The organism is Paraburkholderia caribensis (genome assembly GCF_002902945.1).
Classification (GTDB): Bacteria; Pseudomonadota; Gammaproteobacteria; order Burkholderiales; family Burkholderiaceae; genus Paraburkholderia; species Paraburkholderia caribensis.
On sequence record NZ_CP026101.1, the window covers coordinates 2,272,450 to 2,288,276 of the forward strand.

Sequence of the window (15,827 nt, forward strand, 5' to 3'; positions counted from 1 at the left end):
ACATCGACTGTTCTCGAACTACATGTCTTCAAATCGAAATTCATTGGCAAGCGTCTTTGGCTCAGACTCGCGTTTCCCAATCAACCGCTTTTTATCTGCGATTCATTCTGGAGACTTTGATATGAGCAACATTACCTTTACCCGTATCGATGCGAAGGGTCCTGGCGCTACTGGCCTGCAGCCGGCATTGCATGATCCTGCTGATGTGATTCTCGATGGCGCTAAAGCGCCGCATGCGTTGACTGCTTTTTCGGATGTCGACAATGTGCTCACGGCTGGGGTCTGGCAATGCGATGCCGGTACGCTCAAGTTGACCGATCTGCCGATTCATGAAGTTTGTGTGCTGATCGAAGGTGAAGTCGTGATCACCAGCGATGATGGGCGTGCCGATCATTACCATGCAGGTGATGCGTTTATTCTTCATAAGGGCTTCTCTGGTACCTGGCATATGCCTGTTGCTACTAAGAAGTACAGTGTTGTTTATTGCGGTTGAGGTTATGGGGTGAATCGGCCGTGCGGCCGGGTTTGCACTGGCATCCGTGTTTTGGTGTTTCGGTGTTTTGGTGTTTTGGCCTCTGCGCTGGCATCCGCGTTACGTTAGCTCGCTTCACGCGTCGCCCCTGTGCGGGGCGGCACCTACTTTTCTTTGCCGCCGCAAAGAAAAGTAGGCAAAAGAAAGCGGCTCACACCGCCAGCGCTTGACCTTTGTCCACGGGCCCCCAACGTCCCCATCCTTCACACGGCAGCGCACCGGTTAGGGTGCGTTGCCAACGCTCTCTCTGTACGCCTCACCCGCTTCGTATACCCGCGTCAACGCACGCCATGCCAGACAGTCCACTGCCGCCCAGGTGGCAAACTGTGTGTCGGCTTTCGCGCCATACGCGCACCACTCCGGACTGGGTAGCAAGATCGGTGTTTCTGGTAAGAGCACTAAGCTGTGCGCTGCGACAACCTACACACAGTTTGCCACCTGGGCGGCACGTACCATTCGCTGCCGCTTGCGCAAGTACGGGTGTCCGAAGCAGGTGAGGCGCCTGTTCAGGGCGCTGGCAACCGACATCAGTCACGTGATTGCCGTGTGAAGCGTAAGAACCTGTGGGGGCCCTCAGGCAAGAATTAGCGCTGGCGGTGTGAGCCGCTTTCTTTTGCCTACTTTTCTTTGCGGCGGCAAAGAAAAGTAGGTGCCGCCCCGCACAGGGGCGACGCCTGAAGCGAGATAACGCATCGCGGATGCCAGCGCAAAACCAAAACCCCCACCCCGCGTCGCAAGACAACAAAAAACCTACATCGGAAACCCAAGCGCCTTAATGGAATTAATCCACCACCTCCTCCATCCACCCCGATCATCCGCCCCATCAAAAGCATTAAAAGTGATCTTGGCAGCGATCCACCGCACGGGTTCGGGCGGAATATACGAAGGCCCCTTCCGCGATATATCGAGCGAAGTGATCAACGTATCGCGATTCCACAGCATCTCAAGCCCCATCCGCGCGCCGAAGCGGCTCCCGGCAACGCCAAAGCCCGTATACCCAGCAACAAAAACAGTCTTCCCCCCGTGGTACTTACGCGCAAAAACAGCCCCACGAGAACAGTAATCAATCGGCCCGCCCCACGCATGCGTGAACTTCACATCATCCAACTGCGGGAACGTCCGATAAAAAGCCTCTGCGAGTTTGTAATAAGTCCGCTCATCACGATCCTGAGCCGGATTATTATCTCCACCAAAGTGATAACTGACGCGCCCGCCAAAAATGATCCGATTGTCCTTCGTGAGACGAAAATAATTGAGCTGCGTGCGCGTGTCATACACGCCCTGGCGGTTCTTCCAGCCAATCCGCACCATCTGCTCTTCCGTCAGCGGACTCGTCGCGATGATGTGATCACGCACCTGCATCACACGCCGGTTGATATCCGTCACGCCAACATTCGCAGTCCCGGTGCCGAGCAACACACGCGGCGTATCAATCCGCCCCGCCTGCGTATGCACAATCATCTTCTTCCCCGCGTCTTCAAGCCGCGTCAAAGGCGAATGCTCATACAGCCGCACGCCAAGCTTCAAGGCAGCCGCCTTGAGCCCCCACGCGAGCTTCGCCGGATGAATCGTCCCGCTGCGATTGCGCGACCACATCGCACCTGCAAACAACGGAGAATCCAGTTGCTCTCGAGCCTTCTTGCTATCGAGCAATACGACATCATGCCCATGCGACACATGCAACTCGAAGTCATTTTGCAAATGGTCGAGATGCTTTTCGTCGACGGCCACCGTCATTTCACCATTCCATTCCACATCGGCTTCGATGCCATAACGCACGAGCGATTCCTTGAACCCGTCGAGGTTCTCCTGCCCCAGACGCTCGAGCACATCGAGATCTTTCGGAAATACCCGCGTCGCATTCGGCAACCCGTGCATCACGGACGTCGAAATGATCCCGCCCGGCCGGCCCGACGCACCATATGCAACCTTGCCCGCTTCGATCAGCACGACATCAAGACGAGGATCGTTCTCCTTCGCCTGAATGGCTGCCCATAATCCCGTAAAGCCGCCGCCGACGATCACGAGATCGGCCGTGGTCGGCCCGATCAGCTCGCGTTCGACGGCAGGCGCCGCCGGATTGTCCAGCCAGAACGGAAACAGCTTGACACCTTCGAAGGCGCGTTTGACCGACTCGCTCATCTTCTCACCTGCTCTATTCCAATCTTTGATAATGATGCCACCCGCGGCATGCTCTCTTTTATTACGCTGCATCCTGCGTGTCGAATACTTCTTCGCGCGGCGCCGTCATCCTGTTGCCCCGCATGCCTTCCGCCGTGCGCGGCTCGACCACCTTGATCCGCGCGTGCGTGGCCTTGTGGCTGCCGCGCAGCCATCGGCGGCCTTGCGGACCATATACGCCGTCCGGTTCAGGGAAGCATTGCAGCAGCGTCACGTACAGCGTGCATGCCATCGTCAACGCGACGGGCAAGCTGATATCGAGGCCGCCCGCGAGCTCGCCGAGCGGGCCGACGAACTGATCCGGCAGATTGACGAAGCACAGGCCCGTCAGCGCGCTCGGAACCCACGCGCCCATCGCGCGCCAGTTCCAGCCGTGCGTGAACCAGTAGTGGCCGCCACGTCCGCCGCGATTGAACACCTGCAGATCGTCGGACAGATAGAAACCGCGGCGCGTCACGTAGCCGATGATCATGATCACCATCCAAGGGCAGCTGCACGTATTGATGAGCACCGAGAACGTCGACACGCTTTCCACGAGGTTGAACACGAAGCGCCCGAGAAAGATGAAGCCGATCGCCGCACAGCCGATCAGGAACGTCGCACGCACGCGGTTGAGCAGCTTCGGGAACATGCTCGACATATCGAGACCGGTGCCGTACAGCGCCGTCGTACCCGTCGACATGCCGCCAATGATCGCGATCAGACACACCGGCAGGAAGAACCAGTTCGGCGAGATCGCCAGCAATCCGCCAACGTAGTTGTTCGAGGCGATAAAGTCGGGCGCCTTTTGCGCGATGATCGTCGCCGTCGCGAGGCCGAAGAAGAACGGCACGAAGGTCGCAATCTGCGCGACGATCACGGCAAGCATCGTGCGATGCCTCGGCGTGTTCTGCGGAATGTAGCGCGCCCAGTCGCCCATCGTCGAAGCGAACGAAACAGGATTGCTCAACGCGACGAGCACCGCACTGACGAACGCCGGCCAGAAGCCCACCGCGCCCATCGCAAACTTGCCCGCGTAGTGGCTGTCGAACGGACCGGCAAACGCGAAGATGCCCGCAATGAACAGCAGACTCGCCGTCCACACTGCAATCTTGTTCACCCACAGCATGAAGCGAAACCCGTAGATACACACGGTCAACACGAGCACCGCGAAGATGCCGTACGCGGCGCTCAGCGTAAAGCCGTTCACAGGCAAACCGAGCAGATGATTCGCGCCGCCCACCAGCGCATCGCCCGAACTCCACACCGCTAGCGAAAAGAACGCGACGGACGTCAGCAGCGCGAGAAACGAGCCGACGATCCGGCCATGAATACCAAAGTGCGCGCCCGACGAAACAGGATCGTTCGTGCCGTTGCGCATGCCGAACAGACTCATCGGCGCAAGAATGCAGGAGCCGACCAGCACGCCGATCACGATCGACGCGACGCCCGCCCAGAACGACAGGCCGAGCAGCACGGGAAAACTGCCGAGCACTGAAGTGGAAAACGTATTGCAGCCGCCGAACAGCAGACGGAACAGATCGATGGGGCGCGCGTAGCGGGATGCGTCGGGAATGCGTTCGAAACCGAAGGTCTCGACGGTCGTGATGCTGCTGTTGTTGCTCTCGGTGGGGCTGCTCATGTCTCCGACTCCTCTGACGGCCAGGGAAATCACGCGGCTCGCGACTGGCTGGCGGCGTCCGCTTTTTAACGAATGTCTGGCCGCCACTGTAAAGAGAAACAATTCGGGCAAAAATATCGTCGGCGCAACCTTTACTTCGATATCGGTCGATGTAAGCGGAACTCCTTATGCAGCAAGGCTTACTGAGCAGATAGGAGCGTCGCTGAAAGTCTCGAAAGCAGCTTGCGGCATGCAAAACGTCGAAAAGAATCGGCAGATTTCAGGTGCTGCGGCGCTTCCTTGCCGCCGCAACGGCAGGCATCGGAATCGGCACGCTGCCCTTCGTGCCCTCTTCGATCAGAAAGTCGCGGAACAGGCTCGCGACATGCGGCAGGCGCTTGTCCGACACATGCATCACATACCAGTCGCGTTCGATCGGGTTGTCGGGCAGCGGCAACAGCGCGAGCAACCCCGCCTGAAATTCCAGCGAGCACGCGTGCAGCGACAGAAACGAAATGCCGAGCCCCGCTTCCACCAGTTGCTTGATTGCCTCGTTGCTCGACAGTTCGGAACCGATATGAAGCTTGTGGCCCGCCTGCCTGAACAGGTTTTCCACCGTCGAGCGCGTGCCTGAACCGCGCTCGCGCACGAACAGGTTCGCCGACTCCAGATCGCCAAGCGTGAGGCGCTTCTTTTTCATCAGCGCATGCGAAGGCGACGCGACGAAAGCCATCGGATGCTTGGCGAACACCGTGGCCACCGTGCGCAATTCACGCGGCGGGCTGCCCATCACGGCGAGATCGATTTCATGTGTCGCGAGCATGCGGATGATGTCCGCGCGATTGCCCACCTTGAATTGCACCTTCACTTGCGGTCGCGCTTCCGTAAAGCGCACGAGAAACGGCGGGATCAGATACTCGGCCGTCGTGATCGCACCGATGCGCAGTGTGCCGCCCTGCTCGCCGTGCAATGCGGCGAGATCGTCGGCGGCGCCGTTCCACAGGTCGAGAATTTCGAGCGCATAGCGCGCGAGTATTTCGCCCGCCGCCGTCAGTTGCACGCCCCGCCCCACGCGCTGCAGCAGCGGTGCGCCCGCTGCATCTTCCAGCAAGCGGATTTGCAGCGATACGGCGGGCTGCGTCAAGCGCAATTCCTCCGCCGCGCCCGACACGCTGCCGAGCTTCGCCACCGTATGAAGCGCCTTCAATTGACGAAATGTCGCTGCCTTTAACATAAGTGAAAACCTATATGTTCTGTACAAACATTAAATTGTGCTGCGGTTTCACCCAATTCTATACTCGACCTCACTGATGATGTTCGCGCATGAATCCGCATTGAAAAACGTTTCAGGAGAGTACGCATCATGACCTCGATCGATCGACACACCGCAAGTAGCACACACACTGCGCCGCACCGAATCGTCGTCGTTGGCGGCGGCGTGGGTGGACTGGGACTCGCCACGCGTCTTGGCGAATCGCTCGGCAAGAGCGGGCATGCGCAAGTCGTTCTCGTCGACCGCTCGCCTACGCACTTCTGGAAGCCGCTGCTGCACGAGGCCGCATCGGGCCAGATCGATCCCGCCACGCATCAGCTGCAATTCGCGGTGCAGGCGCGGCGTCACGGCTTCGAGTTCGAACAGGGTGCGCTGCAATCGCTCGATCGCGCGCAGCGTCACATCACGATCAGCGCAACGTGCGATGACAACGGCCGCGAAGTGCTCCCCGCGCGCCGCATCGCGTTCGATACGCTCGTGTTCGCACTCGGCAGCGTGACCAACTACTTCGGCGTCAAGGGCGCGGAGCAACATGCGCTGCCGCTGGAGTCCGTCACGCATGCGGAATCGTTCCGCCGCAAGCTGCTCGACGCGTGCACGCGGGCGAATCATGTACGGCGCGTGAGCGGCGCGCAGCACGTGCAGCCGGTGTCGATCAACATCGTCGGAGCGGGTGCAACGGGCGTCGAGCTTGCAGCGGCGTTGCGCGACAGCATCCGTTTGATGCATCGCTACAGCCTGTTCGCACTCGATCCGGAGCGCGACTTTCGCATTCGCCTGATTGAAGGCACGGAGCGTGTGTTGCCCGCGTTGTCGCAACGCATTTCAGCGCGTGCGCAGCGGATACTCAGCGGTCTCGGCGTCGAAGTCCTCACGACGACACGCGTGACGGAAGTCCGCGCGGATGCCGTGCTCACGCACGACGGCCAGCATCTGCCAAGCGATATCGCCATCTGGACGGCAGGCATCGCCGGGCCGCCCGTGTTGCGCGTGCTAGATGGTATCGACGTGAACCGCAATGCGCAGGTGCTCGTGACGCGCACGCTGCAGACCACGAACGATGCGAACATCTTCGCGCTCGGCGATTGTGCGGCCTGCCCTTCGCACGCGGACGGCTTTCTCGCGCCGCGCGCCCAGGTCGCGCATCAGCAGGCGATGTTCCTGGCTCGCGCGCTGAAGTGCCGTGTCGGCGGGGAAGCGCTGCCCGAATTCACGTATCGCGATGCGGGCACGCTGGTCGGGTTCGGCGACGTCGGCACGATAGGCAGCCTGAGCGGCCTGCGCGAGCGGACCGTGTTCGTCGACGGCTGGCTCGCCACCGTCGTGTACCGGCTGATCTATCGCCGGCACGTGATGACGGTCACGGGCTTCGCGCGCATGGCGCTCGATACCGCAAGCCAATGGCTGCGGCGCCGCGCCCATCCCGTGATCCGGCTGCATTGAACCGGGGGCACGCGCAGAACGGCAGGCGGTCAGTCGAGAAACTCGGCCGACCGCTTGCGCAACGCGGCCCCGAAGTCGTCGAGCCAACCGATCGACAGCCGCCAGCTCTGCCAATACAGATCGACGTCGAGATGCTTGCCCGGCGCCATGTCGATCAGTTCGCCGCTTTCCAGTTGCGCGGCGATCATCCGCTCCGGGCACATGCCCCAGCCCATTCCCGTCGCGCACGCGCGCAAGAAACCGGATACGTGCGGAATCCAGTGCGTCGGCGCATCGACTTCGCCACGCGTGATCTTCTGCACGAAGCGCTTTTGTAGCTGATCTTTCGGATTGAAGTCGACGCACGGCGCGCCGCGCAGCGCGTCGCGGCCGATGCCCTCGCTGAAATAGCGCTCGTAGAACGCGGGCGTGCAAACGGCACGGTAACGCATGCGCCCCAGACGCGTCGAACGGCACCCCTGCACGGGCTCCGACTGTGTCGTCACCGCGCCCTGCACGCTGCCGTCGCGAATCCGCTGCGCGGTATGGTCCTGATCGTCGATCACCAGGTCGAGCAGCATGCCGCGCTCCGCGCAAAAGTCCGCGACCGCGTCGATGAACCATGTGCCGACACTGTCGTCGTTCACCGCGACGCGCAAGGTCGGCCACGGTTCGAGCAGCGCGCCGGGCAACTCGGGCATGCGGCCATTGAGCTCCGCTTCCAGCAATTGCACGCGCTCCGTATGCCTGCACAGCAGCGCGCCCGAGCGGGTCGCCGTGCACGGCTGCCCGCGCTTGACGAGCACGCTGCCGACGCGCTCCTCCAGCAGTTTCACCCGCTGCGACACGGCGGAAGGCGTCACGTTCAGCGCCGTAGCCGCGCGGTCGAACGAGCCGTGGCGCACGACGGCCGCGAGTGCATCCAGCAAAGCATAGTCCAGCATTAGCGTTCCTTAAGCGGCGTTACCGAAATTAGCTTCTCTTATTCTATCGACGACGGCACACTCACGCCATCCGATCCCCTCTCTCCATCACACCATCATGAACTGGCTGGCTTTTTCGCACGGCGCCGCGTTGTGCGCCTCCCTGATCGTCACTATCGGCGCGCAAAACGCGTTCGTGCTCCGTCAAGGCATCATGCGTTCGCATATCGGCAAGATCGTGCTGCTGTGCACGCTGTCGGATTTCCTGCTGATCGGCGCGGGCGTGGGTGGCGCGTCGGTGCTGGTCGAGCGTTATCCGACCTTTATCCACGCGCTGTTGTATGTGGGTCTCGCCTATCTCGCGTGGTTCGGCATCAGCGCACTGGTACGCGCGGTGCGCCCCGGCCACGCCACCCTCGATGCCGATGCGAAAGCCGACACCGCGCCGCCCGTGCAACGCGCGCTGCCCATCGTGCTGATGACGCTCGCGTTCACGTGGCTCAACCCGCACGTCTATCTGGATACGTTTCTGTTGATCGGCACGGCGGGGGCACGGGAAGCGCAAGGCTCGCGCGCCGCATTCGCGATCGGCGCGATGGCCGTCAGCGCGATCTGGTTCGTCGCATTGGGGTATGGAGCGCGCGCGCTTGCGCCGCTGTTCAAACGTGCTACCGCCTGGCGCGTGCTGGATGGCGCGATCGGCAGCATGGTGTTGCTGCTGGCCGTCACGCAGTTGCGTTGATTCGTTGATACCTCGATGCGCTGATCCGCGAGCCGCCGTTCAGCGCCCGAGCGAGACCTTCGTGAGCGGCTCGGCGTCCTTGATGATCGAGTGGCTCAAGCCGATGGTCTGCAATCCGCCGTCCGCCACATACGGCACGATGCCGAGCGCACTGATCTTCTGCACGATGTCACGGCGGCAGGCATCGTCTTCCGGCGGGCAATAGTCGATCGAGATCACGGGCAGGCGGTAGCGTTCGTGTATCTCACGCGCCTGGGCCAGCAGCCATTCGCGGTCGTTGCCGGGTACTTCGTCGTAACGCTGATTCGCCTGATCCCAGCGCCCGAACAGCGATTCGAATGCGACGGCCGCAACCTGTTCGTGCACCTGCGGCAGGATTTCAAAGCCTCGGTTCAGTATCAGCCGCGCTTGCGGATAGCGGGCCTTCAATTCGCGCAACACCGCGCCAATGCCCGCCTGCTGCTGCGCCCGTTCGGCGTCCGTCTTCGCGACCAACTGATACGAATCCAGCGTATCGAGAAAAAAGCCGCGATAGCCGCGTTCCCACAGCGGCTTGATGATCTGATCGACGAAAAACGCCGGCCATCCAGAAGCCGTCTGATCGACGACCGTCGATGCCCACGCCGCATTGCTGCCCGCGAACCACGTCTTCGGCATCTGCGCGTAGTACGCGCGCTCTTTCGTCACTTCGCCGACGCTCACATACGCGTACCAGTTCGGGCAATGCGCCGTATGCGCGCGCGGGTCGAAACCGCTATCGGGTTCGATCACCACGGTATCGAACGGTTCGAACCGTTCGGCCTGCACGTTCGCGCCGTAGAAAAACGCAACCGCCCCGATTCCCGTCGACGACGCCCGCTTGCACGCGGCCAGCGCGGGCCGCACCCACGCAACCGACAGCAACAGGATGACCACCGCCGCGCAAACGACGACGATCCACGAAACGCCCAGACGGGCGAGCGAACTGGCTGTCATAAAACCGTTCAGTTACGCAGCATGTAAGTTTCGTATTCGAGCTTGCTGAACTTGCGATCCAGCAGTTGCACGGCGGCCGCGACGAGGATCAGCAGCGTCAGCGCGAAGCCATAACCATAATAGTCCGGCTGCATGTACAACGTAATACCCGTGAGGATACCGTTCAACAGCACGAACGCAAGACACAGACGCAACACGGTGCGCCGCGCGTCGAGATAGAAGAACACGTTCAGCAGGCCGAGCAGCAATACCTGCAGGCTCGCGGCGATCACGTCGACCATCATCAGCGGCATATACAGCGACGATATCCCCAGCGCATCGAGCACCAGATGGCCGAACGCGAGAATCAGCAGCAGCACCACCGCCTGAATCTTCACGATCTCATACAGGCCCGCGCGCACGCTGCCGACCATCATGTCGCGCATGTCGTTGATATGGCGCAGCGTCGCGCCGCTGCGCACGGCGTCGTAGAAGCGGTCGTAGTATTCGACGAAATCCGCCTCGATGCGCACGAGGAAGGTCGCCATGCCCGGCATCACACATACGTAAGCGATAAAAACGGGAATATCGTAGATCACGGACGCATGCAGCGGCCCGATCACTTTCGACCCCGTGCCCGGCGCATACCAGAACATGAACTTGTCGAGCCACACGCCGAGATTGAACAGGAAGCCGACCAACGCAAGGCTCGGATACGCGAAGCGCTTCTGGAACACCTCGAACGAAATGAAGCGCGGGCTGCGATAGTTGCGATAGATGAGCCCCGACAATCCCGCGAGCAGCACGACATGCCCGGCGACGAAGCCGCCCAGCAAGCCCGACAGCCCGTGCGTATTGAGCATCAACGCGAACGCGACGGTACAACCGTAGCCGATTGCGAACACGAAGAGAATCTGCCGGTACTGCTTCACGCTCGACAGGAAGATCACCGCGATCCAGATATTGCTGACCACCACGAAGCCCGCCACCATCAGCAGCCGGTACATCAGCGGCTCGCCGCGAAACCCCAACGCGACAGCGATAACACCCAGCACGCCCGACGCCGCCGTCGAAACCAGCACGACGCCGTTGTAGTTCGACAGCACGAGGTCGTCGCGCTTCTCGAAGATCCGGTCGGAAATGAAGCGTGTGAACGACAGTTGCAGCGGCCCCGTGAGGATCAGACTGCACGCAATCAGATACGTCACCGACACCTGGAACTGCACGATCGCGTACTTCGGGATCACGAACGCGAGGCTCATCACGCCGATGATCAGAATGCCGAAGATCGACAGGATCAGCGGACCGGAACTGATCAGCCCCGCATAGGCGTAGGCGCGCGCAACACCCGTCAGCGTCTGGTGCTTGAGAATCTTGCGAAGCTCGAATCCAATGCCAGCCATCAGCGCACTCCTTCTGTCTGTGCCGACTGTGACGACTGTGCCGCTGCGGCCCTGCCCGCATGCATCGGACAGCCGCCGCCCTGCCTGCCTTCAGCGCCCTTGACCTGCGAAGGCGCCGCCATCAAACGCTGATACAGCACACGATATTGATCGATCATCTGCGCCTTCGTATAAAAACGACGCACGCGCGCCAGTCCCGCCTGTTGTGCGGCGAGCCAGCGCGGCTCGTCGCCGAGCAGATCGAGCACCGCCTGCGCGAACGCAGCGGGATTGGCGATCGGCACCACGCTGCCCGCCGCGCCCAGCGCGCGGTCCTCGTCGCCGTAGCCTTCGATCAACTGGCGGCACGAGCCCACGTCCGTCGTGATCGACGGGATGCCCGCCGCGAAGCCTTCCAGCACGACGAGTGGAAGCGCCTCGCTGATCGACGTCAACGCAAGCACATCGACCTGCGGCAGAATTTCGTCGATGCGCTGAAAGCCGAGAAACTTCACGTTGTTCGCAAGACCAAGGCTTTCCGCCAGCGCGCGGCATTCCTGCGCGTACGCCGGATCTTCTTCCTCGGGCCCGACGATCCACCCTTCGATATCCGGCATCGCGCGCGACGCGATGAAGAGCGCGCGAATGAAGGTCTTGATGTCCTTGATGGGCACCACGCGGCCGATTAGCGCGACCACGTTGCGCGGTCGTGCCACGCGTTTGTCGACGAGCGGCGCGAGACCGTCGACGTCCACGCCGTTCGGAATGTTGCGCGTGCGCGCGGCTCGCGCGCCGTCCGCGATCTGCCGCTGACGGTTCGCTTCGTACAGCGCGACGATATCGTCGGCGGCGTCATAGGCGAGCTTGCCAAGAGCCTCGAAGAAACGCACCCACAGTTCGCGAAAGTAGCTGATCTTCGAAATGTCGCGCTCGAATGCACCCCGGTTGTCGCGAATCCATTGGCTTTGCAGCAGATCGATCTTGCGCTCTTTCGTATAGATGCCGTGCTCGGAAACGAGCAGCGGCCGCCCAGTCCGGTAGTGCAGCAAGGCGCCGAGAAAGCCCGCATAACCCGTCGATACCGTGTGATAGACCTTCGCGGGCGGCAACTGCCCGGCGACGCGCGCGAGCTGCCACAACGGCTTGTGCATGATGCGCACGGTCCAGAAGTAATCGGTGAACGACGGGTCCGTGCAATGGCGGTGATACTGGTCGACGATGAAGTCCCACGCTGCACGGCTCGTCAGGAACTGTTCCTCGCTGAGCGGCGCCTTGTCGCCGATCAACTGCACCATGTCGGCCATCATCGCGCCGGCATCGACTTCGCCGCCGTTGCGCCACGCTTCGTGCAGCGCCGCAGATTGCGCGAACGCCTGCGCATCGCCGGGAATTTCGCGCGCCGCCTGATCGTCGGCACTGGACGTTTCGTACAGGTAATGCGCCTCGAAGTGCACGACGTTGTCGGGCAGCGCGTAGGCGGCCGCCTTGTAGTCCTCTTCGCGGCTGCCGATGAACGCAATCGCAAAGCGGATCTCCGGGTACGAGCGGAGCATTTCGTTGACCCAGCTCGACACGCCGCCGCGCACATACGGGAACGTGCCTTCGAGCAGCAGGCAGACATCGGCGTCCGCAGCGCGGCGCATCAGTGACGGTTTCATGTGGACCAGTAACGCGCAACAGGATTGAGCATCGGCAGCGTCGCGGCATTGCCGAGCGACGCGAGCAGTTCGGACACGCGCGCATAATCGCCGCGCAGATATTCGACTTCGGCGAGCCACGGCACCAGACGCTCGCGCGGAAAACCTAGCGATTGCGCACGGTCCATGTGCTGCGCGGCTTCGTCGGCGGCGCCGTTGGTCAGCGCGAGGCGGCCGCGAATCATCCACAATGCAGCGTCGCTTGCGTCGATCTCCAGCGCGGCGCGCGCATGGCGGTCCGCCTGTTCGAGCGTGTGCCGATAGACGACGCCCTGCACGAGGTTTTGATAGATAAGCTCGAAATACAGCTCGGCAAGCTGCCGGTTGATCGCATGACGATCGCCTTCCGACTGGGCCGATTCCAGCGTCTTCGACGCATGGAAAATGCGCTGCATCACATCGTTTTCCGCCTGATCCAGCGTGCCGTACGCGATCAGGCGCACGTCTTCGACCGGGTCCGCGAGCAGATCGCGCAGCAGCGTGCCCGTCGTGCGGGTCGGCATGCTCTGGATCGCGACGAGCGCCGACAGGCGATCGGCGGCCGCGACTTTCGTGTTCACGAGCCGCGCCTGCAAGCGCGCGCCGCCGCCGTGCGAAACACGCGACATCAGATACGTGACGAACTCGGGCGCAGGCACATCGCCCATTTCGTCGTCCGCATGCGAGACCGGATAGCACGCAGCCCAGATGCAGCTCACCAGTACCACGACGCCGCCGAGCAGCGGCACGAACGTGCACGCAAGACCGAGCAGCAGCAAGCTCCACGCGCGCGGCTCGCGATACCGCAGCGGCAGCAGCAGGCGGAACAGCAGCGCCTGAAGCACGCCGCACACCGCATTGAAGGCCACGGCGGGCAGCAGCGGATCGTACGCAGTCGATACGTTCGCGAAGTACACAATGCCCACGCACTGAAGACCGGCAACGATGACAATGCCAGGCGCGGCGAGCACGGCGGCCAGTCCGGCCACGAACCCGCCGCCGCGGGAGCGGTTTGCGGTGGCCTTATCCATCGAGACCACTGCGCAGAAGAAGACGCTTCAACGCCTGGCCCGGCTCGTCGCCGCCCAGATGCAGCGTGTGCACGCCGATGCGCGCGCCTTCGAGGTCGAGGTTGAACTGCGCGCGCAGGCTCGATTCGATCCGCGCGAGGTAGCCGTCGACGCCCGTGGCGTCGGTTGCGGGCATCAGGTTCAGCAGCACCGACTGCCCCGCCGATTTCACCGGCCACATCAGGTCGAGCGACCGGCGGCGGCGCATCACGTGCTCGAAGAACGAATCGCCGGCGTCGTCATGCGGGAACACCAGCGCCACCAGCGACGACGTGATGCCCGCCGAGCGTTCGAGCCGCGTGAGCCGGCTCACGTCGAGTGCGAACTCGTACGGGCAATCGGGCACCGCGTGCAGGATCTCGCGTACCTGCTGCGAGTGCTCGACGCCGTCGGCGTAATAGCCGAGCAGCACGAGCAGCAGTTGCAGGTTGTCGAAATTCAGCGACAGGAACGGCATGCGGCGGATGGCGAGCAGCGCGAGCATCGTGCCGTCGGCGGAAATCAGCGGCGCGCACACCAGCAGATGCGTGTTCGTCACCGGCCGCTCTTCGCTCTTCAGATGCGCGACGGCACGCGTTTCGAGCGCGCGCTGCACGAGTTCGTCGCGCGGATCGAAGTCGAAGGTATCGCCGATATGCGCGAGCGCCTCGCGCCCGACCTTGCCGTCATGCACGGGATACAGCGCGGCCACTTCGATCTGGCAGGCCTGCGCGACGAATTCGAGCAGCTCGCGCGTGCCGGGCATGTCGCCGGAACTGCGCGGCTTCGTGTCGAGACCATGCGCGACGGAGATGCGGCGCAGTTCGGTGATCGAATCGCGCAGCGTGGTCGGCCGTGTCAACAGATCCTTTTCGAGGCGCTCGTGCGACAGGCGCATCAGATAGTGACTGTTCGTGATCGCAACGAGCCGGTCGTTCAGATAGTCGTTGATCGCATTCGCGCGCTGCGCGCGGCTGCCCCACGTGTCGCCGAAGTGACCCGCGACGATGGTCTGCAACACGCCGCCCGTGAAGAACAGCGTCGGCCACGCGGCTGCGCTGCTGCCCTGTATCAGGAACTGATACGCGCCGATCAGCATCGCGCAGCCGAGCAGACCGAGCAGCGTGCCGTAACGCAGCGCGACGATGAGCGGCGCGAACCACAGCCACGGGAAGCCCGTGTGCAACAGGAACGGATCGTTGCGATCGAGCGCATAGGAAACCGCGAACACCACGCCGATGAACACGACCGTCTCCACGATGGAAAACGGACGCGATACCGCGGGCGCGACCAGGCGCCGCCACGCGCTGAGGTTGCCGAACGGGTTCGATTGGCGCGGTTTCGCCGCGGCACTGGCGGCGCTTTGCGCGGTGACGGTATTCACGGCCGACTCCTCATCACGTGTCGAGTTGCACTGGTATTGCAGATTGCCGCGCGCATGTCAGGCAGCACACGACAGACGCGCGACGCCATCAGCCGGGCGTGCGCAGCGGCGACAGCAGGCTGCCGATCAGCGACGACGCGACGCTCGACAGGCTCGAACGCGTCCAGCCGCTCTTCGAACCCGTCGCGCTCCACACGACCTGGCCCGAGGCCACGTCGATCAGCTCGAACGTCACGCCCGCAACGGGCTCGCCGTCCACGCCGACCTTGTAGCGCCACTCTTCGACAGCGCCCGTCAGCACGTACTTCACGCGCTGCTCGCGCGCCCATGCGAGCTTCTTCTCGCCAATATCGCGCTGCGCGGTGTCGAACATCGCGTTCGCCGACGCATCGACGGGTGCGAGGCGCACATCGACAAAACCGTTCTGACGCAACGCGTTCGCCGCGATCGCCGCCGCGCTGCTGCCCGCTGCCGGCGTTTCGGTGAAGTTCGCCATCGTCACGACCGCAACGGAATCCTTCGATTCGATCGCCGGCGACCCCGCCTGGCGGATCGACCCGCACGCGCCCAGCACCAGCGCCGATGCGGCTGCTGCCGCCACCCACTTGATCAAACGTGTCCAGCCGTTGATGTTGCTCATCGAACCACTCCTCAGAAATGTCGTTATCGTCCCAATTCGCCGGATCGGAGAACCCGAGTCAGTAAAACC

The 15,827-nt window shown here is 62.4% G+C and carries 13 protein-coding genes; 3 read left to right on the forward strand and 10 right to left on the reverse strand.

What is annotated here, in order from left to right:
• Positions 1-121 precede the first annotated feature (121 nt).
• The gene (locus C2L66_RS10045) at positions 122-493 is read left to right on the forward strand and encodes a cupin domain-containing protein (RefSeq protein WP_082433776.1); all 372 of its coding nucleotides are present in this window, start codon (positions 122-124) and stop codon (positions 491-493) included.
• A gap of 789 nt (positions 494-1,282) precedes the next feature.
• Here C2L66_RS10045 and C2L66_RS10050 read toward each other — a convergent pair.
• From C2L66_RS10050 to C2L66_RS10060, 3 genes are all read right to left on the reverse strand, one after another.
• Complete coding sequence (locus C2L66_RS10050; RefSeq protein WP_060600285.1) at positions 1,283-2,674, reverse strand: NAD(P)/FAD-dependent oxidoreductase; 1,392 nt, start codon at positions 2,672-2,674, stop codon at positions 1,283-1,285.
• Positions 2,675-2,735: 61 nt separating this feature from the next.
• On the reverse strand, positions 2,736-4,334 hold the full coding sequence (locus C2L66_RS10055) for a purine-cytosine permease family protein (protein ID WP_060600283.1): 1,599 nt from the start codon (positions 4,332-4,334) through the stop codon (positions 2,736-2,738).
• A 259-nt stretch (positions 4,335-4,593) separates the two neighbouring features.
• Positions 4,594-5,547 (reverse strand): LysR family transcriptional regulator, encoded by a 954-nt coding sequence (locus tag C2L66_RS10060; RefSeq protein ID WP_060600281.1) that lies wholly within the window; start codon positions 5,545-5,547, stop codon positions 4,594-4,596.
• Positions 5,548-5,676: 129 nt separating this feature from the next.
• Here C2L66_RS10060 and C2L66_RS10065 point away from each other — a divergent pair, with 129 nt between their 5' ends.
• The gene (locus C2L66_RS10065) at positions 5,677-7,029 is read left to right on the forward strand and encodes an NAD(P)/FAD-dependent oxidoreductase (protein WP_054930159.1); all 1,353 of its coding nucleotides are present in this window, start codon (positions 5,677-5,679) and stop codon (positions 7,027-7,029) included.
• Positions 7,030-7,058: 29 nt separating this feature from the next.
• On the opposite strand, the gene C2L66_RS10070 is transcribed toward C2L66_RS10065, so the two are convergent.
• Entirely contained in the window at positions 7,059-7,952 is an 894-nt protein-coding gene (locus tag C2L66_RS10070; protein WP_054930158.1) for a LysR family transcriptional regulator ArgP, read from the reverse strand.
• 97 nt (positions 7,953-8,049) lie between these two features.
• On the opposite strand from C2L66_RS10070, the gene C2L66_RS10075 reads away from it, so the two are divergent.
• Positions 8,050-8,673: a LysE/ArgO family amino acid transporter gene (locus C2L66_RS10075; RefSeq protein WP_054930157.1), complete on the forward strand. Its 624-nt coding sequence runs from the start codon at positions 8,050-8,052 to the stop codon at positions 8,671-8,673.
• 39 nt (positions 8,674-8,712) lie between these two features.
• Here C2L66_RS10075 and C2L66_RS10080 read toward each other — a convergent pair whose 3' ends face one another.
• The 6 genes from C2L66_RS10080 to C2L66_RS10105 form a co-directional block, all read right to left on the reverse strand.
• Positions 8,713-9,648, reverse strand: coding sequence for an endo alpha-1,4 polygalactosaminidase (locus C2L66_RS10080; RefSeq protein WP_060600276.1), 936 nt, complete (start codon positions 9,646-9,648; stop codon positions 8,713-8,715).
• Between the two features lie 8 nt (positions 9,649-9,656).
• Positions 9,657-11,030, reverse strand: coding sequence for an exopolysaccharide Pel transporter PelG (pelG, locus tag C2L66_RS10085; RefSeq protein ID WP_060600275.1), 1,374 nt, complete (start codon positions 11,028-11,030; stop codon positions 9,657-9,659).
• On the reverse strand, positions 11,030-12,667 hold the full coding sequence (gene pelF, locus C2L66_RS10090) for a GT4 family glycosyltransferase PelF (RefSeq protein ID WP_060600273.1): 1,638 nt from the start codon (positions 12,665-12,667) through the stop codon (positions 11,030-11,032). The genes pelG and pelF overlap by 1 nt, the downstream gene beginning before the upstream one ends.
• Positions 12,664-13,716 carry a hypothetical protein gene (locus C2L66_RS10095; RefSeq protein WP_060600271.1) on the reverse strand — a complete coding sequence of 351 codons (1,053 nt, stop codon included), beginning with the start codon at positions 13,714-13,716 and terminating at the stop codon, positions 12,664-12,666. The genes pelF and C2L66_RS10095 overlap by 4 nt, the downstream gene beginning before the upstream one ends.
• The gene (locus C2L66_RS10100) at positions 13,709-15,118 is read right to left on the reverse strand and encodes a PelD GGDEF domain-containing protein (RefSeq protein ID WP_054930153.1); all 1,410 of its coding nucleotides are present in this window, start codon (positions 15,116-15,118) and stop codon (positions 13,709-13,711) included. Before C2L66_RS10100 ends, C2L66_RS10095 begins: the two co-directional genes overlap by 8 nt.
• Before the next feature lie 88 nt (positions 15,119-15,206).
• Positions 15,207-15,758, reverse strand: coding sequence for a hypothetical protein (locus C2L66_RS10105; RefSeq protein WP_060600269.1), 552 nt, complete (start codon positions 15,756-15,758; stop codon positions 15,207-15,209).
• Positions 15,759-15,827 lie beyond the last annotated feature (69 nt).